The organism is Cryobacterium lyxosi, assembly GCF_004403345.1.
GTDB classification, from domain to species: Bacteria; Actinomycetota; Actinomycetes; order Actinomycetales; family Microbacteriaceae; genus Cryobacterium; species Cryobacterium lyxosi.
In genome coordinates, this window is the sequence record NZ_SOGT01000011.1 from 265,471 (window position 1) to 287,105 (window position 21,635).

22 protein-coding genes and 1 tRNA gene are annotated in these 21,635 nt (G+C 62.8%); 14 read left to right on the top strand and 9 right to left on the bottom strand.

What is annotated here, in order from left to right; genetic code table 11:
* Positions 1 to 23 precede the first annotated feature (23 nt).
* The gene (gene treS / locus E3T27_RS09285; protein ID WP_104198004.1) at positions 24 to 1,721 is read right to left on the bottom strand and encodes a maltose alpha-D-glucosyltransferase; all 1,698 of its coding nucleotides are present in this window, start codon (positions 1,719 to 1,721) and stop codon (positions 24 to 26) included.
* A gap of 117 nt (positions 1,722 to 1,838) precedes the next feature.
* Between treS and E3T27_RS09290 the strand changes: the two genes are divergently transcribed.
* Together E3T27_RS09290 and E3T27_RS09295 are read left to right on the top strand one after the other, a co-directional pair.
* The gene (locus tag E3T27_RS09290) at positions 1,839 to 2,774 is read left to right on the top strand and encodes an alpha/beta fold hydrolase (protein ID WP_134572320.1); all 936 of its coding nucleotides are present in this window, start codon (positions 1,839 to 1,841) and stop codon (positions 2,772 to 2,774) included.
* Entirely contained in the window at positions 2,771 to 3,841 is a 1,071-nt protein-coding gene (locus E3T27_RS09295) for a glycosyltransferase family 4 protein (RefSeq protein ID WP_134572321.1), read from the top strand. The genes E3T27_RS09290 and E3T27_RS09295 overlap by 4 nt, the downstream gene beginning before the upstream one ends.
* Before the next feature lie 92 nt (positions 3,842 to 3,933).
* Here the strand turns inward: E3T27_RS09295 and E3T27_RS09300 are convergent, their stop codons facing one another.
* Both E3T27_RS09300 and E3T27_RS09305 read right to left on the bottom strand, forming a co-directional pair.
* Positions 3,934 to 4,587 (bottom strand): histidine phosphatase family protein, encoded by a 654-nt coding sequence (locus E3T27_RS09300; protein WP_134572322.1) that lies wholly within the window; start codon positions 4,585 to 4,587, stop codon positions 3,934 to 3,936.
* A 6-nt stretch (positions 4,588 to 4,593) separates the two neighbouring features.
* Positions 4,594 to 5,436 (bottom strand): Sir2 family NAD-dependent protein deacetylase, encoded by an 843-nt coding sequence (locus E3T27_RS09305; protein WP_134572461.1) that lies wholly within the window; start codon positions 5,434 to 5,436, stop codon positions 4,594 to 4,596.
* 220 nt (positions 5,437 to 5,656) lie between these two features.
* On the opposite strand from E3T27_RS09305, the gene E3T27_RS09310 reads away from it, so the two are divergent.
* Together E3T27_RS09310 and E3T27_RS09315 are read left to right on the top strand one after the other, a co-directional pair.
* Positions 5,657 to 6,466 carry a TrmH family RNA methyltransferase gene (locus E3T27_RS09310; protein ID WP_104198009.1) on the top strand — a complete coding sequence of 270 codons (810 nt, stop codon included), beginning with the start codon at positions 5,657 to 5,659 and terminating at the stop codon, positions 6,464 to 6,466.
* A 45-nt stretch (positions 6,467 to 6,511) separates the two neighbouring features.
* Complete coding sequence (locus tag E3T27_RS09315; RefSeq protein WP_134572323.1) at positions 6,512 to 7,753, top strand: D-alanyl-D-alanine carboxypeptidase family protein; 1,242 nt, start codon at positions 6,512 to 6,514, stop codon at positions 7,751 to 7,753.
* Between the two features lie 72 nt (positions 7,754 to 7,825).
* Here E3T27_RS09315 and E3T27_RS09320 read toward each other — a convergent pair whose 3' ends face one another.
* On the bottom strand, positions 7,826 to 8,614 hold the full coding sequence (locus E3T27_RS09320) for an SGNH/GDSL hydrolase family protein (protein WP_134572325.1): 789 nt from the start codon (positions 8,612 to 8,614) through the stop codon (positions 7,826 to 7,828).
* Between the two features lie 87 nt (positions 8,615 to 8,701).
* Between E3T27_RS09320 and E3T27_RS09325 the strand changes: the two genes are divergently transcribed.
* Complete coding sequence (locus tag E3T27_RS09325; RefSeq protein ID WP_104198012.1) at positions 8,702 to 10,519, top strand: DEAD/DEAH box helicase; 1,818 nt, start codon at positions 8,702 to 8,704, stop codon at positions 10,517 to 10,519.
* Between the two features lie 164 nt (positions 10,520 to 10,683).
* The gene (locus tag E3T27_RS09330; RefSeq protein ID WP_174722202.1) at positions 10,684 to 11,163 is read left to right on the top strand and encodes an Lrp/AsnC family transcriptional regulator; all 480 of its coding nucleotides are present in this window, start codon (positions 10,684 to 10,686) and stop codon (positions 11,161 to 11,163) included.
* Between the two features lie 93 nt (positions 11,164 to 11,256).
* On the opposite strand, the gene cspE is transcribed toward E3T27_RS09330, so the two are convergent.
* On the bottom strand, positions 11,257 to 11,460 hold the full coding sequence (gene cspE, locus E3T27_RS09335) for a transcription antiterminator/RNA stability regulator CspE (RefSeq protein WP_035840308.1): 204 nt from the start codon (positions 11,458 to 11,460) through the stop codon (positions 11,257 to 11,259).
* 311 nt (positions 11,461 to 11,771) lie between these two features.
* A complete protein-coding gene (locus tag E3T27_RS09340; RefSeq protein ID WP_134572329.1) occupies positions 11,772 to 12,608 on the bottom strand; it encodes a DUF3097 domain-containing protein in 837 nt (278 codons plus the stop codon).
* 38 nt (positions 12,609 to 12,646) lie between these two features.
* Between E3T27_RS09340 and E3T27_RS09345 the strand changes: the two genes are divergently transcribed.
* Together E3T27_RS09345 and E3T27_RS16545 are read left to right on the top strand one after the other, a co-directional pair.
* Complete coding sequence (locus E3T27_RS09345; RefSeq protein WP_241992191.1) at positions 12,647 to 13,378, top strand: SOS response-associated peptidase; 732 nt, start codon at positions 12,647 to 12,649, stop codon at positions 13,376 to 13,378.
* A gap of 104 nt (positions 13,379 to 13,482) precedes the next feature.
* Positions 13,483 to 13,647 carry a hypothetical protein gene (locus tag E3T27_RS16545; protein ID WP_166786163.1) on the top strand — a complete coding sequence of 55 codons (165 nt, stop codon included), beginning with the start codon at positions 13,483 to 13,485 and terminating at the stop codon, positions 13,645 to 13,647.
* A gap of 38 nt (positions 13,648 to 13,685) precedes the next feature.
* Here the strand turns inward: E3T27_RS16545 and E3T27_RS09350 are convergent, their stop codons facing one another.
* Positions 13,686 to 14,333 (bottom strand): DUF1345 domain-containing protein, encoded by a 648-nt coding sequence (locus E3T27_RS09350; RefSeq protein ID WP_241992192.1) that lies wholly within the window; start codon positions 14,331 to 14,333, stop codon positions 13,686 to 13,688.
* 134 nt (positions 14,334 to 14,467) lie between these two features.
* On the opposite strand from E3T27_RS09350, the gene E3T27_RS09355 reads away from it, so the two are divergent.
* Positions 14,468 to 15,403 carry a J domain-containing protein gene (locus tag E3T27_RS09355; protein WP_104198015.1) on the top strand — a complete coding sequence of 312 codons (936 nt, stop codon included), beginning with the start codon at positions 14,468 to 14,470 and terminating at the stop codon, positions 15,401 to 15,403.
* Between the two features lie 11 nt (positions 15,404 to 15,414).
* Here E3T27_RS09355 and E3T27_RS09360 read toward each other — a convergent pair whose 3' ends face one another.
* The gene (locus E3T27_RS09360; RefSeq protein ID WP_174722203.1) at positions 15,415 to 16,293 is read right to left on the bottom strand and encodes a hypothetical protein; all 879 of its coding nucleotides are present in this window, start codon (positions 16,291 to 16,293) and stop codon (positions 15,415 to 15,417) included.
* 94 nt (positions 16,294 to 16,387) lie between these two features.
* Here E3T27_RS09360 and E3T27_RS09365 point away from each other — a divergent pair, with 94 nt between their 5' ends.
* The 4 genes from E3T27_RS09365 to E3T27_RS09380 all read left to right on the top strand — a co-directional run bounded on the left by E3T27_RS09365 (position 16,388) and on the right by E3T27_RS09380 (position 19,899).
* Positions 16,388 to 16,768: a hypothetical protein gene (locus E3T27_RS09365; RefSeq protein WP_104198119.1), complete on the top strand. Its 381-nt coding sequence runs from the start codon at positions 16,388 to 16,390 to the stop codon at positions 16,766 to 16,768.
* A gap of 99 nt (positions 16,769 to 16,867) precedes the next feature.
* Positions 16,868 to 18,025 carry a LolA family protein gene (locus E3T27_RS09370; RefSeq protein WP_134572331.1) on the top strand — a complete coding sequence of 386 codons (1,158 nt, stop codon included), beginning with the start codon at positions 16,868 to 16,870 and terminating at the stop codon, positions 18,023 to 18,025.
* 43 nt (positions 18,026 to 18,068) lie between these two features.
* Positions 18,069 to 19,037: an ABC transporter ATP-binding protein gene (locus tag E3T27_RS09375; protein WP_134572333.1), complete on the top strand. Its 969-nt coding sequence runs from the start codon at positions 18,069 to 18,071 to the stop codon at positions 19,035 to 19,037.
* Positions 19,024 to 19,899, top strand: a complete 876-nt coding sequence (locus tag E3T27_RS09380) for an ABC transporter permease (RefSeq protein ID WP_134572335.1) — start codon at positions 19,024 to 19,026, stop codon at positions 19,897 to 19,899. The genes E3T27_RS09375 and E3T27_RS09380 overlap by 14 nt, the downstream gene beginning before the upstream one ends.
* A gap of 112 nt (positions 19,900 to 20,011) precedes the next feature.
* Here the strand turns inward: E3T27_RS09380 and E3T27_RS09385 are convergent.
* A tRNA-Leu gene (locus E3T27_RS09385) sits at positions 20,012 to 20,096 on the bottom strand.
* Positions 20,097 to 20,202: 106 nt separating this feature from the next.
* Between E3T27_RS09385 and E3T27_RS09390 the strand changes: the two genes are divergently transcribed.
* The gene (locus tag E3T27_RS09390) at positions 20,203 to 21,570 is read left to right on the top strand and encodes a M20/M25/M40 family metallo-hydrolase (protein WP_134572337.1); all 1,368 of its coding nucleotides are present in this window, start codon (positions 20,203 to 20,205) and stop codon (positions 21,568 to 21,570) included.
* Positions 21,571 to 21,635 lie beyond the last annotated feature (65 nt).

Sequence of the window (21,635 nt, forward strand, 5' to 3'; positions counted from 1 at the left end):
GGGCCGGCGAACGGCCAACGTGGTCAGCCGCAGTGCAACCAATAAAAACTCTGCGCCCCGAGCGTAAGGGTGAGTGAGCCTTCTTCATTGAAACTGGGAAAGACTGCGCCGCCGAATAAGTCGTACAGCCGCGTCCCGGCCATGTCGACATCATCGATCGTGAACGCGACCGGGTTGTGCGAGAAACTGAACACGCACATCACGGTTTCCGGCTGGTCGCCGAACATAGAACCGGAGCCCGCATAGTTGCGGATGAATACGAGTACGGATTCGTGGTTGGTCGTGAGCACGCGGATCGCGCCAAGCCCGAAGGTTGGATGCGCCTTGCGCACGTGGATCACATTGCGAATCCAGTGCAAAAGCGAACCGGATTGGGCGAGTTGTGACTCCACATTGGTCTGCGTGAAGTTGTAGACGAGAGACTGCACGATTGGTAGGAATAGCTTGCCGGGGTCGGCATCGGAGAAACCGGCATTGCGATCAGGGGTCCATTGCATCGGGGTACGGGAGCTATCCCGGTCGGGCAACCAGATATTGTCGCCCATGCCGATCTCGTCGCCGTAGTACAGAAACGGGCTCCCCGGGAGGGCAAAAAGCAGGGCATGGGCTAGCTCGAGTTCCGCTCGGGAGTTATCGAGTAGGGGTGCCAGTCGTCTGCGAATGCCGATGTTGGCGCGCATTCGTGGGTCGTAGGCATACCAGCCGTACATGGCCTGGCGGTATTCCTCGCTGACCATTTCGAGGGTGAGCTCGTCGTGGTTGCGCAGAAACACGCCCCAGCCGGCACCATGAGGAATGTCGGTCGTTTCGGAGAGTACGCGCACCAGTTCGTTGGCCTGCTGGGAGCGTAGGGAGTAAAAGATTCGCGGCATCACCGGAAAATCGAAGGCCATGTGGCATTCCGGTTCATCGTCGGTGCCGAAGAACGCGGCAACCTCGCGCGGCCATTGGTTGGCTTCGGCGATCATGACTCGGCCGGGATATTCCCGATCGACCAGGGCACGCAGCCGTTTGACGAACTCGTGGGTGGGCGGCTCGCCCTCACCGTTGCCCTCTTCGGACTCGAACAGGTACGGAATCGCATCCAGGCGAAAGCCATCGACACCAAGATCGAGCCAGAACCGTATGACATCAAAAATTGCTTCCTGCACGGCCGGGTTCTCAAAATTGAGGTCGGGCTGGTGTGAGAAGAACCGGTGGAAGAAGAACTGTCGACGCACTGGGTCGAAGGCCCAGTTCGATTCCTCGGTGTCAGTGAAGATGATGCGAATGTTGGGGTACCGCTCGTCAGTGTCGCTCCAAACGTAGAAATCTCCGTAGGGCCCTTCAGGGTCCTCACGGGATTGCTGGAACCATTCGTGCTGGTCGGACGTGTGGTTCAGTGGGAAATCGATCACGATGCGCATATTACGTTCGTGCGCTTTGGTCACGAGGTCTTTGAATTCCTCGAGGGTACCGAATTCCGGCAAAATCGTGCGGTAATCGGCCACGTCGTAGCCACCGTCTTTCAACGGTGAGTTGAAGAACGGTGGAATCCACAGTGCGTCGATGCCGAGCCACTGCAGGTAGTCGAGCTTCGATACGAGGCCCGCCAGGTCTCCGGAGCCGTCGGCATTGCTATCGACGAACGACCGAACCATCACCTCATAGAAGACGGCGCGGCGATACCACCGCGGATCGAGGGCCAAACCGGGCAGCTGAATGGGTGCGGTAAAGCTCACGGCTTTCCTTCCTTCCTCGCAAAAGGGCTCTCTCGATGCGTTCGATGGCTTGAGTCTAGATCGGCCACCCCGGTGCACGTCCAGCCTTGAATAAGTGTCGCGTCTAAACTAGGGCCGGTGATCGTTTCTTCTGCCTACGACAAGCTTTTACAGCGCCTCCCCGTGCGTGAGGTCACCGCATCCGTTCCCGGCACGGACCATCAGCGCACAGACACGCGGTACTGGGATTACGGCAACCCCAACGCACCGACAACCCTTCTACTCGTTCACGGGTTTCGGGGCGATCACCACGGTCTGCAACTGGTCGTGGCCGAACTGCTGGGCGACGGCGCAAACCCGGCTGACCTGCGTATAGTGGCACCCGACCTGCCCGGTTTCGGTGGATCAGCGCCGCTGCCCGGAGGCGTGCACTCGCTGGCAGCATACGTCGACTGGCTTCAGGAATTTGTCCAGGTGTTGGCCCCGGCGGGGCGGTTGGTCGTGCTGGGCCACTCGTTCGGCTCGATCGTGGTCGCTGCGGCCGTGGCCGACGGACTGGTGACGCACGACGTCATCCTGGTCAACCCGATCGCCGCGCCCGCACTGTCCGGGCCGCGCGGTGTGCTGACCCGACTGGCCGTGTTCTACTACTGGACGGCTGCGAGCCTGCCGGATCGCTGGGGCTATGCGTTGCTGCAGAACCGAGCCATCGTGCGCATCATGAGCGTGAGCATGGCCAAGACGCGTGATCCGGGCCTGCGGCGCTGGATTCACAACCAGCACGACCGTTACTTCAGCGTCTTCGCCAACCGTCGAGTCGTGATGGAGGCGTTCGCCGCTTCGGTCAGTCATGACGTGAGCGAGTTCGCTGCGCGCATCCGGCAGCCCACGCTGTTGATCGCGGCCGACAAAGACGACATCACGCCGCTGACCGCGCAGTACCGACTGCAGTCGCTGTTTCCGAACGCCACGCTGCGGGTCATCAACGGGGTCGGCCACCTCATCCACTACGAGAAGCCGAAACCGGCCGCCGCGTTCATCCGTGAATTTCTCGCGGAGGACCGACCAGCATGAGAATCGTCGTCGACTGCCGCTACGTGCGTCTGGATCACCACGACGGCATCAGCCGATACACCGCTGGCCTGGCCACCGAACTGGGCCGACTGCATCCGCTCACCATGCTGATCAGTGACCACCGCCAGCTGAAGATGCTACCCGCCCTGCCGTGGCAGCTCGTGCGTGCCCCGACCAGTCTGCTCGAACCACTCATCGCCCTCACGGTCAATCGGCTGCAGCCCGACGTCGTCTTCAGCCCCATGCAGACCATGGGCTCCTGGGGCCGCAAATACCGGTTATTTCTGACCGTGCACGATCTCATCTATTACCGCAATCGCACACCCCCGCACGACCTCCCACCGTTGATCCGGTTGCTCTGGCGCGCCTACCACCTCTCCTGGTGGCCACAACGGATGCTGCTGAACGGCGCCGACGGCATTGTGACCGTTTCCGAAACCACCCGTTCACTGATCAACGAGCATCACCTCACCCGGCGGCCGGTCACCGTGGTGCCGAACGCCGCCGACCCCGTTCCCGGCGCCCCTACCCACCGGAGTATCCCGGAAACGACTCGCCTGATTTACATGGGGTCGTTCATGCCGTACAAGAACCTGGACACGCTGGTCAAGGCTCTCGCTGACCTGCCAGACCACGAACTGCACCTGCTCAGCCGGGTTTCGGCGACGGAACGAACACGGCTGACCCGTTTGGCAACGCAAGCCCGGCTGGTCTTTCATGATGGGGTGACCGATGAGGAGTATCACCGCCTGGTGCGCTCGGCGACGGCGCTCGTGACCGCCTCACTCGATGAGGGTTTCGGAATTCCCCTGGTTGAGGCGATGAGCCTCGGCATTCCCGTCGTGGTCAGTGATATTGCGATCTTTCGTGAGATCGGCGGAGCTGCCGCGCTGTACTTCGATCCGCGCAGTGCTGACGCAATCGCGGCAGCCGTGCGTCGCCTGGCGCTTCCGGGGGAGTGGGAAGCGCGATCCGCTCTCTCGATCGAGCAGGCCGCTCGGTTCACCTGGGCGGCGTCGGCCCGCACGCTGCTCGGGGTGTTGGAGGGGACAAAACCCAGCGCGTAGCGGGCGCCGCGACTCGTCATTTCACGTCCCGGAACGGGAGACTGTGCCATTGTCTCCGACACGGCAACTCCGCACGGCCAGACCTCGCAGGGTCAGGGCAACGGCGGCGCGACAGCCTCACCACGATCGCCGGGCGATCGGATCGTCGCATCGAAATGGGTCAGTGATAGCTGATCATTCTCCCATCGAAAATCGTGCACCGAACCATTGGCAATGAACTCGCCGTGACGCGGGCGGTCGCCGTCGGTGAGGTGACGCAGCAACGCACCAATGATGCCGCCATGGCTCAGTATCAGAACGGATTGCCCGGCGCGCCCGGCGGCCAATCCCGCCAGCGCTGCGAGTACTCGGTCGACGACGTCGCGGCGGGTTTCGAGGCCAGGAACGGCCACCCCGTCGGGAAACCGGTGCTGGCGTTCAGTGAAGGTGAGCCCCTCGATGGCCCCATGGTGACGTTCGGTCAGGGTGGGAATCACGACGGGTTCGTCCAGTCCGAGTTCGGTGGCAATGATTGTGGCCGATTCAGCGGCGCGCAGCAGCGGGCTGGTCGCTATCGCATTCCAGTGTCGGGTCCGCAGGCGCGCCGCCGCTGCAACCACCTCAGCCCGCCCAGCAGCGTTGAGCGGGATATCCGTGCGACCTTGAATCCGGTGGTGCAGATTCCAATCGGTCTGGCCGTGGCGCACGATGGAGAAAACGGTCGTGCGTGATTCACCAGTCGGATTGGTGCTTCGCCGGGCGGACACGAACGGTCAACCCAGCAGTCGTTCGGTCAAGGCGGCGAGGGTTTCGGAGGTACCGGCTTCGAGTTTGTGCAGCGCACGCCCATCACCCTTGGTGACGCCGCGGTTGATGACAATGATGGGCAGCCTGCGCCGGCGAGCCTGTTCCACCAGGCGGATGCCGGAGTTGACGGCCAGCGAAGATCCTGCCACGACGAGGGCGTCGGCGCCCTGGATCACAGCGGATGCCTCGAGAAATGTTTCCGTGGGAACGAGCTCACCGAAAAAGACAACGTTTGGCTTGAGCATGCCCCCGCACACCGTGCAGTTCGGCACGACGAAGTCATCGATATTTCCCACGTCGGCATCGCCGTCGGGAGCTATGCGGATGCTTTCCGGGTGGCGGAGCACGGGATTGTCCGTTTCGAGCCTGGCAGCGATGCTGTCCCGGCCGAACGCCTGGCCACAGGCGAGACAGATCACCCGGTCGAGGGAGCCGTGCAGTTCGACGACATGGAGTGAGCCGGCGCGGGTATGCAGGCCATCTACGTTCTGGGTGATGATGCCGGCGATGGCACCGGCGTTTTCCAACTGCACCAGCGAGCGATGCCCGAGGTTGGGTTCAGCCTGGCGGAACACTCGCCAGCCCAAATGGCTGCCAGCCCAGTAGCGTTTGCGCGATCGTTCATCGGCGACGAAGGTCTGAAAGGTCATTGGAGTGCGGATCGGCGCCCCGGCGCCGCGATAGTCCGGAATGCCGGAATCGGTGCTGAGGCCGGCACCGGTGAGGACGGCGGCGCGCTTGCCGCGCAGCAGGGTGGCTACAGCATCCACTGCCCGCTCAGAATCGAGGGCGACCGCCGAGGCGAGCACAGCGGCGGCATCGGGAGCGCCGGTAGGTTCGAGCGCGTCGCCAGGCGCCGTTTCGGTGGGCAGGGCCGAGTCGGCTGTCACCGGTGCTCCTTTCACGCAGAGATGGGCGGACGAGCTGAACAAAATACCCGTTACCTGATTCTAAACTCGTCTGTTTTCCTGTTTGACTACCTACCTGTCAGGCTTGAGGTCAGTCACTCGAGTCGGAAGGCACTACTTCGTGCAGATCACCCGCATTACCGACCTGTCCAGTGCGGGTCTCGCCGACTATTCGCGGTTGACCGATGTCGCCCTCCGACGGGTTCTCGAACCGGCCGGCGGGTTGTATATCGCTGAGTCACCCAAGGTGATCGCGCGGGCGCTGAACGCCGGGCATCGGCCCCGGTCCCTGCTGATTCAGGAACAGTGGATGCCGGACGCCGCGCGTTTGCTGGTCGACTGGCCCGACGTGCCGGTTTACGTGGGTGAGCCCGGCGTGCTGGAGCAGCTCACCGGCTACAACCTGCACCGCGGAGCGCTCGCCGCCATGCACCGTCCGGCGCTGGAACCGGTCGAAGCGCTGCTGACGAGTGCCCGCCGCATTGTGATCCTTGAAGACATCGTCGACCACACGAACGTCGGCGCCATTTTTCGTTCGGTTGCCGGGCTCGGTGCCGATGCCGTGCTGATCACCCCACGCTGCGCGGACCCGCTCTACCGGCGAAGTGTGCGCGTGAGCATGGGCACGGTGCTGCAGGTACCGTGGACTCGCCTGCCGGAGTGGAGCGTGGCCACCCCGCTGTTGCACGCCGCGGGGTTTCACCTGGCCGCCCTGGCGCTGGCCGACAACGCGGTCTCTCTCGACGTATTCGCCGAGGCGGCGCCCGAACGGCTCGCCATCATCCTCGGCGCGGAGGGCGATGGGCTCAGCCAACACGCTTTGGCTGCCGCCGACACGGTCGTGACGATTCCCATGTTGCACGGCGTCGACTCGCTCAATGTCGCCTCGGCGAGCGCGGTTGCGCTCTACGCCCTGCGAATTCGCTCGTGAACTCGGCGGACCGGCTGCGCGCCGCGAAGAAGTTAGGCTGAACGAATGTCTCCCTCCCGGCGTGTCCTCCTCCGGCGCCGAAGACTGGCCGTCTTCAGCATTCTCCTCGTCGTACTGGGCGGAATCGGCTACGTTGGCGCCACTAACCTGGCTCCCGTACCGGGTAGCGCCGCGTCGATCCTGCAGCCGAACGAGCTCTCCCAACCGGCGGCTGCACCGGCCTGGCCGGCCTTCGGCGCGAGTGCTATCGGCGCGGTCGGTTTCCCCGGTGTTCTGGCCTCGACCGGCCAGGAAGACACGGTGCCGATCGCGAGCATTGCAAAAATGGTGACAGCCCTGGTCGTCCTCGAGGCCAAGCCACTCGGTGCAGGCGAGGACGGACCCGACATCACCTTCACCGACGCCGACGTGGACAGATACTACGACGCGCTCGCCGAGAACGGTTCGGTGGCACCCGTCGTCTCGGGGATGGTGCTCACGCAACGTGAGGCTTTTGAGGCAATGCTGCTGCCGTCGGCCAACAACTATGCGTCTTCCCTCGCGGTGTGGGCGTACGGATCGGTGGACAACTACCTGGCAGCGGCGAAAACCTGGCTGGCCGACAAGACCCTGACCCAGACCAGGATCGCGGATACGAGCGGTCTCTCCGCGTCGAGCGTGAGCAGCCTGGCCGACTTGGTAGAGATCGGCAAGCTCGTCGTCGGCCATCCGGCCCTCGCCGAAATCGTCGCTCTCCCGTCGGCGGTCCTGCCGGTCATCGGAACTATTATCAACACGAACAAGATGCTCGGCCGCGATGGCGTCGACGGCATCAAGACGGGCACAACGGATGTCGCCGGTGCCTGCCTGTTGTTCTCGACCGATTTCACTATCGGCACCCACGCGGTCACCCTTGTCGGTGTTGTTCTCGGGGGGGACACTCACGCCGAGCTCAATTCTGCGATTGCCGCGCTGATCGAGAGCGTCCAGCCTGGCTTTCACGAGGTCGTCCTGGCCGAAGAAGGCGCCGTGTTCGGCAGCTACACGACACCGTGGGGTGACGTGAGCGACATCGTCGCCGAGCGGGCGGCATCCGTTCTGGTCTGGTCGGACTCGCCGATCGCGGGCACCGCTACGGCCAAGGACGTGCAACTCGGCCGGGCCGGCGACGAGGTTGGCGAGGTGTCCTTCACGATCGGTACCACATCGCCGACTACGGTGACCGTGCCGCTTGAATTGCAGCTCACCCTCGCGGATCCCGGACCGGCCTGGCGCATGGGAAACCCCGGCGAGCTCGCCGCCGGCTGACCTCGCCGCGCCATCCCGACTCACCCCCTCCGGACTCATCTAATCCGGAACGTACGGCGTCGGCACAAGCGGTCAAACCGGAGGCAGGGTGAAAGGGCCGGCGTCTGGTCGTTTGGGCAGAACGTGGTCGCCGGAGGATTGGTGGCGCACCCGGCGCAGGACCCAGGGCACAAGGTATTCCCGCGCCCAGACAAGGTCTTCCGTTCGCGCCTGACGCCACGTGGTGCCCGGCATGGGTTCCGGTTCGCTCGGTGCGAGGGAACTCGTCACGTTGAGGGTCTGCAGCACCATGCGCGCGACCGTGTGATGTCCGAGAGCGTTGAGATGCAGCCGGTCCGGAGCCCACATGCGAGGGTCTTGAATCTCGGTCAACTGCCACATGTCGGCCACGATGCAGTCGTACTTGGTGGCGATCGCCCGAATGTTTTCGTTGTAGATGGCGACCTTACCGCGAATGCTGCGAAAAACAGGGGAGAAGCCCACATCCGCGCCGGTGAACAGCACGACTGTCGCGCCATCGTGCGTCAGCCGGGAAATCGCCGCGTCCAAGCGCGCTGCGATGGAATCAGGGTCGGTCCCTGGTCGAATCACGTCGTTACCGCCAGCCGAGATGGTGATCAGGTCGGGTCGTAGCGCGAGGGCAGGTTCGATCTGTTCATCGGCAATCTGCCGGAGAAGTTTGCCACGGACCGCGAGGTTGGCATAGGCGAAATCGTCGGTACCGTCACTAAGGATCTCGGCAACCCGATCTGCCCAGCCACGATGCCCGCCGGGGCTCTGCTGTTCAGGATCGCCAATGCCCTCGGTGAACGAATCGCCAAGAGCGACGTAGCGCGACCATGGATGCTGTTGCTTCGTCATCGATCCATTCTGTCGGAACTCCCAGTCTTGGGTCGAACCGACCGGTGCGAACGCGAACGTCGGTGGGCTTTGGTAGATTTGTAAGAAGTGAATACTCCATCGGTTTTCGGTCCCGCGCAGGGAACAAGTGCAGCCGAACACCTATCGCCGTCATTCCCCGAACGCGCGGCCTGGGGTACGGCCGGCAAGCTGCGTGCCTGGCAGGCTGAAGCTCTGGAAGCCTATTTCGTGCACGAACCTCGGGACTTTCTGGCCGCGGCTACACCGGGCGCAGGCAAGACCACCTTCGCCTTGCGACTGGCTGCGGAACTGCGCTCCCGACGCACGATTGATCGCATCACGGTAGTGGCGCCGACCGAGCATCTCAAGAATCAGTGGGCGGACGCCGCAGCGCGCGCAGGGATCCGTCTTGATCCAATGTTTAAGAACGCCGATCGCAGCTACGGCAGCCACTATCACGGGGTCGTCGTGACCTACGCGCAGGTAGCCGCTCGCGCCGCCTTGCACAAGCAGCTCACCGAGTCGAGTCGCACCCTTGTCATCCTCGACGAGATTCACCACGGGGGAGACGCCCTGAGCTGGGGCGACGCGATCCGCGAGGCCTTCGGCCCGGCTACCAGGCGCCTCTCGCTGACCGGGACGCCGTTTCGCTCGGATACTTCACCGATCCCCTTCGTCAGTTACCTGCCGGACAAGCACGGCATTCGCATGTCGCAGAGCGATTATGCCTACGGCTATGGGCGCGCCCTCGCCGATGGCGTGGTTCGCCCGGTGATGTTCATGGTTTACGCCGGGCACATGAAGTGGCGCACCAGGGCCGGTGATGAAATGGAAGCCAAGCTCGGCGAGGGCAATACCAAGGACATCACCAGCCAGGCCTGGCGCACCGCGCTCGAGCCCACCGGGCAATGGATTCCGTCGGTATTGCGCGCCGCGAACTCTCGCCTGACCGAGGTGCGGCACGGCATTCCGGATGCCGGTGGTCTCGTCATTGCCACCGACCAGACCGCCGCACGTGCCTACGCCGTCATTCTCGAGGACATTTGCGGCGAGCCGGTCACCATCGTGCTCTCCGATGAGAAGGAGTCGAGCGACCGCATCGATGAGTTCTCCAAGAACACCCGTCGGTGGATGGTCGCCGTGCGCATGGTGTCGGAGGGCGTGGATGTGCCACGCCTGGCCGTCGGCGTGTACGCAACCAGTGCGGCAACCCCGCTGTACTTTGCCCAGGCGATCGGCCGGTTCGTGCGAGCCCGGCGACGCGGTGAGACGGCATCCATTTTTCTGCCCAACGTTCCCGGGCTGCTCAGCCTCGCCAACGCGCTCGAATTGGAACGCGATCACGCCCTCGACCGCAGCAACCGTGAAGACGGCGATGACGGCATGTACAACCCCGAAGATGCCATGGTCGCAGCGGCGAACAAGGAGGACAAGGCCTCGGATGATCTTGGCCTGGACGACTTCACCTGGCAGGCACTGGACTCGCAGGCGACCTTCGACATGGTCATGTTCGACGGTGACGAGTTCGGAGAGCTCGCCGAACCCGGCACCGATGAAGAATTTGATTTCATCGGCATCCCTGGCCTGCTCGAACCGGAACAAGTGTCGGAGTTGCTGCGGCAACGCCAGTCGCGCCAGTCCAAACGGTCATCTGACAAACGCAAAGACCCGGTGACGGGTGAGATAGCCCCCCTTGAACCGCCGCCCCTGTATCGCACGCTCAAGGAACAGCGCACACTGCTGTCGAGCCTGGTCGGCATGTGGTCCAAACTCGCCAATGAACCCCACGGAATGATTCATGCCGAACTTCGTCGGTTGTGCGGCGGCCCGGCCGTCGCCCAGGCCAGCGTCACCCAGCTGCAGATGCGCATCGACCTGCTGCGCCGCCGCCTCGGGCGCAGCTAGCGGCGGCCATTCCGGCATGCACGGCGTGAGTTTCACGATCTGACGACGGTGACGACACAGCCACACAGGAGTAGATGCTGTCTCCTTCTGCCTGTGTCGATGCAGACCCTTGCAATTTATTTGCTCGAATCGCATAAACTCCTTAGTAACGAGGGAGTCTGTTGATGGAATCGAAGAAGCCGGAACTCGACCGGGTTGACCGCGCACTGCTGCGAGCCTTATCGGTCAATGCGCGGGCTTCGGGAGCGGCCCTGGCAAGCGTAATCGGTGTTGCCGAGTCCACTGTGTCCCTGCGCCTTCGACGTTTACAGCAGCTTGGCCATATTCGTGGCTACCGGGCCAATATCGACTTGGCTGCGCTCGGTGCCAGCCTGCAGGCCCTTATCTCGGTGCGGTTGGCCAAACACGCCAGGGTGCAGATCGATGACTTTCGTAACGCGGCCCCGCACTGGCCGGGCGTGATCGGGCTGTTCCACACCGCAGGTGCCGATGACTATCTGCTGCACGTTGCCGCAGCGGATGCCTCTCATCTGCGTGACTTCGTGCTGGAACACCTTGCGGAGCATCCGGCCGTCGCTCACACCGAGACAAACCTGATCTTCGAGTACGTCGACGGCGACGGCTGGCAAGACCTGGTGAAGTAAGGCGACCAAGCCACAACGACAGCATGCTGGTACCAACCGCTTAAAACAAGAACGCCCCCCGCAAAAGCGGGAGGCGTTCTTCGCAAGCTCTATTTAGAGGGCGCGGATGTTCTCGGCCTGAGGACCCTTGGGGCCCTGGGTTACCTCGAACTCGACCTTCTGGTTCTCATCGAGGGACTTGTAGCCATTCGACGCGATCGCGGAGTAGTGCGCGAAAACATCGGCGCTTCCGTCGTCGGGTGCGATAAAGCCGAAGCCCTTTTCAGCGTTGAACCATTTCACGGTACCTGTTGCCATTTGTAAAACTCCTCCAGGAGTGTTAGACCGGCCCCGACTGTCGGGACCGTTCGTCGCGGTATTCGTCGTCCGCTTCCGAAAGGAATGTGGCGCATCAACCGCGATTCAAGTGAATCGCAATCGGTGCGTTTAAGACGTGCAAGCACTACAACTTCGAGTCCAACACTAGCCCACAAGTCTGGACGGTTTCAAAGTTCCCAGCCTTTTTGACACGAAAGCGTTACGTTTACCAAAGAATTCACGTGAACTCCGGGGCGACCACTGCTCGGCCAGGCCCCGGGCACCCGTTGACCGAAATTGGTTACGGCGTGTCATTCGGCTGTCACGAAGTCGATCAAATGTTCCACGCGCCCTAAAAGTTGCGGTTCCAGATCGGCAAAAGTGCGCACGCGGCCGAGAATTCGCTGCCAGGCCCGGGCGATATCGGCCTGTTCCTCGTGCGGCCAGCCAAGCGCGTCGCAGATGCCGTGTTTCCATTCGATGCTCCGCGGTACGTCGGGCCAGGCTTGGAGACCGATCCGTGCGGGTTTTACCGATTGCCACACGTCGACGAACGGATGCCCCACTACGAGAACGTTCGCCGCGAACGGGCCGCGCGCCACGGCTTCTGCGATGCGACTCTCCTTGGATCCAGGCACGAGGTGGTCTACCAACACGCCGACGCGACGTGCAGAGGTCGGACGGAATTCGCGGAGGATCTCGTCGAGGTTGTCGACCCCCTCGATATATTCCACGACGACGCCTTCGATGCGCAGATCGGCGCCCCAGACTTTTTCCACCATCTCGGCGTCGTGACGCCCCTCGACAAAGATGCGACTGGCGCGCGCGACGCGAGCAGGCGCATCGGGCACGGCCGTCGAACCTGAAGCCGTGCGTACCCGTCCCAGGGCGGCCGCCATGGTCGGTGCGACCAGTGTGACGGGACGTCCGTCGATCAGAAAACCAGAGCCGAGCGGAAATAGTCGCAGCTTGCCATGCCTGTCTTCGAGTGTGACGATCTTTCTTTCTACGCGAATGACGGCACCACAAAATCCTGTGCCTGTTTCTTCGACAACCAAGTCCCGGACGGCTTCCTGGGTTGGAATAATGATGCGTCCCTCGTCGCGCCACCCGGGGGAGAGCACGTCTGCGCTGTAACGTTCGTCCATTGAATCGACGCTAGCGGAAGTCCGTGAGGTCGCCCGGCATGACGCGGTATTCTGACTATATGTGTGGTCGACTCGTCATTACCGATTCAGCGCCCGATCTGGCTGCGATGTTCGATATCGAACATGAAGGTGAGAATCTGCCGGAACCGTCCTGGAATATCCGGCCGACTGAACAGATTCCGATCGTGCTTGAATCGGCCAAAACCGACCCCGCCGTGCGTCGATTGGAATCAGCACGCTGGTCATTGATTCCATCTTTCGCGACGGAGTCGACGTCGAAATTTCCGGCCTTCAATGCTCGGGCAGAAACGGCCGCCGAGAAGCCGACCTTCACGATGTCCGTGCGGTCGCGGCGCGCTCTGGTCCCGGCGACGGGCTACTTCGAGTGGCACACCGAGGGGACCGTAAAGACCCCGTACTTCATTCAATCCGACGATGGCCTCCCGCTCGCTCTAGCTGGTCTGTATTCCTGGTGGAAGAACCCGGCTGCCGTTGACAGCGATCCGGCGCGCTGGGTGTTGTCCGCAACCATCCTGACGACTAGTGCCCAGGGTCCGCTCGCGCAGATCCACGACCGCACACCGGTTGCCCTGCCGGAGGAGTGGTGGGACCACTGGTTGGATCCGGCCACCGAGGGTGATCAAAGTCTCGTGGATGCCGCCGTCGCAGCCTCCCGGATAGTCGTAGAATCGTTCAATTTTCATGAGGTCGGCCGGGTGACCGGGAACGGCCCTGAACTGATCGAGCCGATCACCAACGCTTCGATGTAATTGCATCGGGCCCCAACCGGTACGCTCGAAGCAGTACGAATAAGCAGAACGCTCAATTCAGTGCCTAGCGAAATTACGTGGGCACTGCCGTGAAAGGAACACCCATGAACATCGTCGCCTTCGTCGTCGCGTTTGCGATTTTCGTTTTCGGTTTTTGGCTGTTTGGCCTGGCCTTCTCGGTCACGTCCCTGATGGCACCGATCTTCATTGCGGGAATCTTGTGCGTGGCCATCTCCATGGCAATCCCTTTCCACCTGCTGCGCAACTAAGCCTCGATCGGCTCGCCTGAGCGCGCGAGCTGCTGCATTCAGTGCAGGAATCCCGCTACGAGATTGATCAGCGTAGCCAAAATCACCGATCCGTACGGAAATGACAGCAGCGCATGCTGGAGCGTCGCCATCCGCAGCGAGTGATTCTGGATGTTCGTGTCCGAGACCTGGTAGGTCATGCCAATCGTGAAGGCCAGGTAGGCGAAGTCGGTATACCGCGGCGGTTCGGGCTGATTGAAGTCGATGCCGCCGGGAGTGTGACTGTAATACAGCGAGGCGTAGCGCAGGGTAAACAGTGTGTGCACCAGCACCCAGGACAAGGCGACGCTGGCAATGGCCACTGCGGCGAGAAATCCGCGCTGGGAACTCAAGGTCGCCGTCGTCCCGAGTAGCAACACGACGATCGCGCCGAGACTGGCGAGCCCGGCCAGCAGAATCAGGAATTCTGAAACGACCCGGGACGGATCTTCGCGAGTAGCGTGCTCGGCCGTCGCGTAGGCATCCTGGCGGCTGATGACAATCCAGACCCAACTTATGTAGGTCACGCAGGCAGCACCCCAGCCGAGAATTACAGCGAGAACCCAATCGCCCGAGAGACCAGCCGTGACCCCAACGGCAAGACCGGCCACGAGCATGACGACCAAACGGGTACTGTACCGGTGCAGGTGCGCAAGTGGAATGGTCACAGGCTGATCGTGGCACAGAATGGCTCCTCACCCACCCAGCTCTCACTCGGCGCGGTATCAGAATCGCACGGTAATATTGGTCTTCGATCGATTTCGCATTGATTGTCTTCAAACACGGAAAGGTCCCGCCCAGGATGCAAGACAGCCCGGCCGCATCCACCCCCTACGAGGTCCTCGGAGTGAGTCCGACCGCGACCGAGAATGAGCTACGTCGCGCCTATCGGGTGTTGTTGCGCCAGACCCATCCCGATGTCGGCGGCAGCGCGAGCAGATTTCATGCCGTGCAACTCGCCTGGGAACGGGTGGGAAGTCCACAGAACCGGGCCGACTACGATCGTCGACGCTTCGGCGACCCCGAGCAGGCCGCTCCAACGGATGCCTACGCCGCCTCCGCCGCCCGCGGCCCCGCCACAAAATCCAGCCTGAAAACCCGCATGCACGGTCATCCTGGTGGTCAGGCGCGCCTGAGATACCTCGATCTCGTGCGCGAATGGGCTGGCCGCGGCACGGTCATCGATGACCCGTACGCCCCCGCGCTCATCCGGAGCGCCCCGAAACTTGTACGGCACTGCCTCGCCAAAGCCCTGGCAGAGGAGGCTACAGCCCAGCTCGTGGCCAATCTCGGTATCGGTTTCACCGCGTGGCACGACATCGACACCGGTAGTCAGACCGACAAACTCGACCACATCGTCCTCGGCCCGGCTGGATTGTTCGGCATCTTGTCCGAAGACTGGGGCGCACCCGTGCAGCTGCGCCGCGGCGAACTGGTCGGCGACGAACTGCCGGAGGAGGATCGCCCGATCCACCAGTTCGAGGATGCCGCCCGCTCACTCAGCCGCGCATTGAAAGTACGCTTCACCGCGCTCATCGTCGTGCTGCCCGACGGAGCCCTTGACGAACCGGTATCGCTGCCCAAGCGTGGCCGGCGGCCGATGATCATTGTGATTCCGCGGTCGCGGCTCGTCGGCGTGCTGCGCGAGGGATTAGCCGGCATGGAGCGCGGAAGCTTCGAAAAGGTCTTCGAGCTGCGCAGCACCCTGCTCAACGGCATCCATTTCGTGAATACCTAGGCGTTTCGAGATTACGAGCGCAGGGCCAGCTTGTCGACCCAATAGCGCAGAAATGTGGCCCCGGCCTCATCGTGGATCTGGTCGCCGATCACGATGACCGGATATGGCCGATCAAGAATGCCATCGGACGGGCGCACGTCAACGTGGGTGACGTCGTAGCCGGCTTCGTACAGGTGATCGGCCATGCGATAGTCGCTGCGGGAATCGCCCATTGATCGCCACAGCCGGGGTAACGGACCGCTCGCCGCGAAGTAGGCAAGGGCACGTTTCGCGGCATGGTCCTTGTCGAGCGTGACCGACTCGATATCGGTTGAGATGATCGTGGCGTCGATTCGAAACGGAATCCGACCGAATTCGTCCGGCGACCGGCGATCGTCGAATTGCACACCGAGACCGTGTTCCACCAGGATGGCGAAGGCTGCCTCGTTGAATTCGGATTGGCGGGCGAGAAAGTCGGCATGGCTCACATCGGTGCGCTGTTCGACCGAGATCATCGCCTGCTTGGTCTCGTCAAAGAACATCTCGGCTGCGAACGAGTCAGAGACCAGCTGGCGCACCGCGTCAATGACCGCCACCGGCAAGGCAACGCTCTGATCGACGACGACGTCCCCCATGCCGTTCGGTCCGATCGGAAACCACACCGCGCCCTTCTCGCAGACCCCGTACATCCGAAAAGTCTCCGGCAGTCCGGCGTGCACGAGCGGGGCGATCACCTGCTCGCGAATAAAGTCGGCTGACCTCCCGGTGATGAACGCGATCGGCACGTGTCCGGCCGCCAGTGTGATCAGATCGGCCGGGATGCTCGGCGTTGAAATGGTGCGCGTGATCGGGCTCGCAATCGGGCCGTCGACGTCGAGGAGAAGTCCGAGTGGGGACACGGGAATTGACATTTCGCCATTCTCCCACGACAGGCGGAAGAGATCTCGGCATCGATCGAAAAGCGGATGCTGCGCCCGCCCATGCCAGCACTTATCGTTATCTATGATGATTACGCGACGAGAAGTAGCACTGCGCCTGGATATCCCGCTGGAAATGGCGGCACGTCACGGTATTCCCTCGCGTGTAAGCGAGGGCCAGCTGGCTAAACTCGAGGCCGAGCCGCCGGTCTGGCTGCTGCAGTCGCGCACCAATCGCACCGGCAAGAAGCCGGTGTGGGTGCAGCTCACCTGCACGATTTGTGGGTACACCGAAGCCGTACGCCCGAAAAAATGGTGGCCGACGTTCACGTATATCAGTTGCTCGAACCACGGCTTCGACGAGCTGCCTGAGCCAGCCGCCGGGTTCGGCCGCACCGAGTGCGACGGGATCGGTAGCCAATTCATTGGAATCACCGATGAGGCATCAGGCCAGAGCACACCCGTCTGATCCCCTGCCGGCACCTGAAAATACGCTGATCTCACCACCGATGCGCTCGCCCAAGGCGTACGATCGCCGTATGAATCCGAATGCACCAAGGCGTTGATCGTGTCTCGCAATTCTCTCAAATGGCTCCCCGCCGTCGTCGTACCGGCGGTCGTGGTCGCTGCGGTGATAGCCGTACCGTTCCAAGCCGGTGCCGCCGTCGATCTTCCCGATAAGACACCCGAGCAGGTTCTCCTCCTGGTGAACGACAGCACGTTGTCGACCTTCTCCGGAACGGTCTCCCAATCGTCTGATCTCGGTCTTCCCACGCTGGATTTGAGTGCGGGCATGACTAAATCCATGCAGAAATCCATGACCGAGTCCATGCCGGAAGGCGCGACCGACCTCCTCCCGGCAACGTCAACCACCGCGGCACTGAGCACGGCACTCGAATTGCTCAGCGGCTCCCACGAGTTCCGGGTCTACGTCGGTGGCGAAAACAAGTCTCGCGTGCAGATCAAGGACCGTATGGCTGAGCGTGACGTCGTGCACAACGGGAACGACGTCTGGCTGTACGACTCGAGCAGCAACGCAGCGACCCACATGAGCGTGCCGGCCGATCTCGCTGCTACTGCCGAGTCGAAGTTTGCCGAGCTCAAGTCGGAACTTCCCACCGACCTCTCGACCCCGGCGCAGGTTGCCGATCGATTGCTCAGCGAGCTGGACCCGAGTACGACGGTGTCGGTCGGCACGGACGCCCGGGTCGCTGGACGCAGTGTGTACCAGTTGGTGCTCACGCCGAAAGCAGCGGACAGCCTCGTCGCATCCGTCTCGATCGCGGTCGACTCTGAGACCGGTCTGCCAGTCCAGGTGGTCGTGATGGCCGAGGGCCAGAGCGCACCGGCACTGCAGGTCGGCTTCACCGCTCTTGATTTTGCCGCTCCCGACCCTGACCTTTTCGATTTCGTGCCGCCGGCCAACGCCACGGTGACGGAGCAGGCCCTGCCCGAGCACGTTACCGGTGACCACTCGGGGGCGCAGAGCCCGACAGCAGCTGAACTGCCCCGTGTCACGGGAAGCGGCTGGTCCAGTATCGTCGAGGTTCCCGCTGCCGCCGTATCGGCCGAGCTCGGCAACAACCCCTTGATCGACCAGCTGACCACTGCTGTAGACGGAGGTCGCGCCCTGACAACGTCCCTCATGACGGTGTTTCTGGCCACAGACGGGCGGGTATTCGCCGGCGCGGTTTCGCTCGCCCAGCTCCAGGCCGCCGCAGAGTGACCGTCACCGCAGTGACGCGCATTACAGTGAGGCGCATCACACTGTGACCGGCGACACTCCGGCTCTCGACCTCGCGATCGAGAGCCGGGGTCTCACCAAGCGGTTCGGCACGCAAGCCGCCGTGAATAGCATCGACCTTGCGGTTCCCCGCGGCTCGGTCTTCGGCTTCCTGGGTCCGAACGGTTCGGGCAAAACCACCAGCATTCGTATGCTGCTGGCACTCACCCAGGCAACCAGCGGCACAATCACCGTGCTCGGCCACAGCATGCCCGCCCGACTGCACGAGGTGTTGCCCCAAGTAGGCGCCCTGGTCGAAGGACCGGCGTTCTACCCCTTCCTTTCCGGGGCGGCGAACCTACGCCGCCTCGACACCGCCGACCGGCACGCGCCGAGTGGCACGCGTCGTGCTCGGGTGCAGCGGGCCCTCGAACGGGTCGGACTCTCCCATGCCGCCGACAAGAAGGTACACGCGTATTCGCTCGGCATGAAGCAGCGGCTCGGCATCGCCAACGCCCTGCTGCTCCCGCGGCAGCTGCTCGTACTCGATGAACCCACGAACGGCCTCGACCCCCAGGGCACACGGGAGGTGCGCAGCCTCGTTCGCTCACTGGCCGCAGAGGGAACGACAGTCTTCGTTTCAAGCCATCTGCTCGCCGAGGTCGAGCAGATGTGCACGCACGCCGCCGTGATGAGTGCTGGCCGCCTCGTTGCCCAGGGCACGCTGGCCGCGCTACGGCAGGTCGGTGAGACCCGGGTGCGGGTGCGCACACCGGATGCCCCGGGTGCGATCCGCGTGCTCAGCAACCTGGGGCTGGAGCCCACGATCCGCGTGCTCGATGATGCTGACCCGGTTGTGGTCGCGCCGCTCCTGGGTACCCACTGGCAGCCCGAGGCCATCGTGACGGCCCTCGTCGCCGATGGGGTGCGTATTCGCGGCTTCGCCATCGAGGAACCGAGCCTCGAAGAACGCTTTGTCGCACTGACCGGGGAGGGTTTCGATGTCGTCCAGTGATGTTCTGCCAGCAACGAGCCGCAGCGATATCCCGATACGCCGCGGCGCTGGCTGGGACCTGCTCGGTTCCGAAATTTCCGTGCTGTTTCGCCGTCGACGGACCTGGGCCATGTTGGTCGCCGTCGCGCTGATCCCGGTACTGCTCGCCGTCGCCGTTCGTCTGTCGTCGTCCACGCTGGCCCCGGGGGAGGGACCTCCGTTTCTTGATCGGGTGACCCAAAACGGCCTGTTCGTCGGCTTCACTGCGATGGTCGTCGCCATCCCCCTGTTTCTGCCGCTGACCATCGGTGTGGTGGCCGGAGACACGATTGCCGGGGAAGCCGGCCTGGGTACGCTGCGCTACCTGTTGGTGGCGCCAGCCGGCCGGGTACGGCTGTTATTGGTCAAGTACGCGGGCGCGGCCCTGTTCAGCCTCGTGGCGACGCTGACCCTCACCGTGTCGGGCACGCTCATCGGGGCAGCCCTGTTCCCGGTCGGACCGGTCACGCTCTTGTCGGGCGACACCATCAGCGTGACCGAGTCGCTATGGCGGTCGTTGCTGATGGCCGCCTATGTCACCGTGTCCTTGCTCGGTTTGTCGATGATCGGGCTGTTCATCTCCACGCTCACCGATGTTCCCGTGGGGGCGATGGCGGCGACGATCGTGGTCTCCGTCGTCGCACAGATCCTCGATGTCATTCCACAACTGTCCTGGCTGCATCCGTGGCTGTTCAGCCACTACTGGCTCGGTTTCGCCGATCTGCTCCGGCAACCACTCGACCTCAGCTCGTTCGGCCAGAATGCGATTGTGCAGGTCTGTTACCTGGCAGTTTTCGGGGCGTTGGCGTACAGCAGGTTCGTGACCAAGGACATCTTGTCGTGACGATCCACCCGAGGACAAGACGCTGGCTTAACGAGATAAGGCCGGATCCATGGGATCCGGCCTTATGAACTGTCTCAACCAGTCCTCGTTGATCTCCCTAAAGAAATCTCCGTGTCCGAGATGGGAATTGAACCCACACGCCCTTAACGGGCACTGGCACCTCAAGCCAGCGCGTCTACCAATTCCGCCACCCGGACTGGGTGAAACGGCCTCCGGATGAACCGGCTGCCGAGGTAATAACCTAGCACGGATTAGAACCGGCGTTGTGTCGCCTCCCCCGGCGACGACGGGTAGCGTTTGAACATGCCTTCCATTTCGAACGTGCACCCGGCCGAAAAACCCGCTGATCCAGCCGGAATCTCACCCGCAGGTCATCCTCAAAAACTTGATCTGACCGCCGAAATCGCGCGTGATCTCATCCGCTTCGACACCACGAACTATGGTGCAGGCCGTTCAAACGGCGAAACGGAGGCCGCAGAATACGTCGCCGAGAAGCTGCGAGGCCTCGGCCTCGTGCCCGAACTGTTCGATTCCGAACCCGGCCGAACCAGCGTCATCGCCCGGGTCAAGGGGCGCGACGCCGCCCGGCCGGCTCTGGTCGTGCACGGTCATCTTGATGTTGTTCCGGCCGATGCGGCGAACTGGAGCGTCGACCCGTTCGGCGGCGTCATCAAGGACGGCCTGCTGTGGGGGCGAGGCGCTGTCGATATGAAAAATATGGACGCTATGATTTTGGCCTCTCTGCAGGACGTGATCAATGCCAATGGTGCGCCAGAGCGCGACCTCGTCATCGCCTTTTTCGCCGACGAGGAGGCCGGCGGCGTGCTCGGCTCGCACTTTCTCGTTCGCGAACATCCACACCTGTTTGACGGAGCCACCGAGGCGATCAGTGAGGTGGGCGGATACTCCATTACGCTCGGCGGTCAACGCGCTTACCTCCTGCAAACGGGGGAGAAAGCGCTGATCTGGGTCAAGCTGGTTGCCCGTGGCGAGGCCGGCCACGGCTCCCGAATGCACCCCAACAACGCCGTCACTCGGCTCGCCGAGGCCGTGGCGAAACTCGGGCGTTACGAATGGCCCATTCGCCTGACCGACACAACCGAACAACTTCTTGGCGAAATCGCCCGCATTCTCGAGGTTGACCCGCAACGGGTCGGTCCGGACGAGCTCGCTCTGGCGACCGGCACGGCCTCCGGCTTCATTCAGGCCAGCCTGCGCACGACGACCAACCCGACCGGCCTCACCGCTGGCTACAAGCACAACGTCATCCCCGACACGGCAGAGGCCCTCATTGACATCCGCGCGTTGCCAGGCGAGGAAGATCTCGTGCTCTCCCAGATTCAGGAGATTGTCGGCGCTGACATCGAAATCGTCACCATGCACCGCGATATCGGTTTGGAGACTGAATTCAGCGGGCCGCTGATCGAAGCGGTCGTGAGTACCCTGGAGCGCCATGACCCCGGCGCGCCGGTGCTCCCGTACCTGCTGTCGGCGGGAACGGACAATAAAGCGCTCAGCACCCTGGGCATCAAAGGCTACGGTTTTGCGCCCCTTCGCCTCCCCGGGGACTTGGACTTTCCTGCGATGTTCCACGGAGTGGATGAGCGGGTACCGCTCGACGCACTAGTGTTTGGCAGGCAGGTTTTGACCGACCTGCTGTCACAATATTGAAGCTGTGATGTACCGCCCGAGCCCGTCGGGCACGGGTTCGCTGAGTATTATAAGTAATCCAAGAA

Coding starts and splice junctions, on each gene's coding strand:
- E3T27_RS09295 (WP_134572321.1), top strand. CDS start 2,771: ATGAGAATCGTCGTCGACTGCCGCTACGTGCGTCTGGATCACCACGAC.
- E3T27_RS09315 (WP_134572323.1), top strand. CDS start 6,512: ATGTCTCCCTCCCGGCGTGTCCTCCTCCGGCGCCGAAGACTGGCCGTC.
- E3T27_RS09320 (WP_134572325.1), bottom strand. CDS start 8,614: ATGACGAAGCAACAGCATCCATGGTCGCGCTACGTCGCTCTTGGCGAT.
- E3T27_RS09330 (WP_174722202.1), top strand. CDS start 10,684: ATGGAATCGAAGAAGCCGGAACTCGACCGGGTTGACCGCGCACTGCTG.
- cspE (WP_035840308.1), bottom strand. CDS start 11,460: ATGGCAACAGGTACCGTGAAATGGTTCAACGCTGAAAAGGGCTTCGGC.
- E3T27_RS09340 (WP_134572329.1), bottom strand. CDS start 12,608: ATGGACGAACGTTACAGCGCAGACGTGCTCTCCCCCGGGTGGCGCGAC.
- E3T27_RS09345 (WP_241992191.1), top strand. CDS start 12,647: ATGACGCGGTATTCTGACTATATGTGTGGTCGACTCGTCATTACCGAT.
- E3T27_RS16545 (WP_166786163.1), top strand. CDS start 13,483: ATGAACATCGTCGCCTTCGTCGTCGCGTTTGCGATTTTCGTTTTCGGT.
- E3T27_RS09355 (WP_104198015.1), top strand. CDS start 14,468: ATGCAAGACAGCCCGGCCGCATCCACCCCCTACGAGGTCCTCGGAGTG.
- E3T27_RS09360 (WP_174722203.1), bottom strand. CDS start 16,293: ATGTCAATTCCCGTGTCCCCACTCGGACTTCTCCTCGACGTCGACGGC.
- E3T27_RS09365 (WP_104198119.1), top strand. CDS start 16,388: ATGATTACGCGACGAGAAGTAGCACTGCGCCTGGATATCCCGCTGGAA.
- E3T27_RS09380 (WP_134572335.1), top strand. CDS start 19,024: ATGTCGTCCAGTGATGTTCTGCCAGCAACGAGCCGCAGCGATATCCCG.
- E3T27_RS09390 (WP_134572337.1), top strand. CDS start 20,203: ATGCCTTCCATTTCGAACGTGCACCCGGCCGAAAAACCCGCTGATCCA.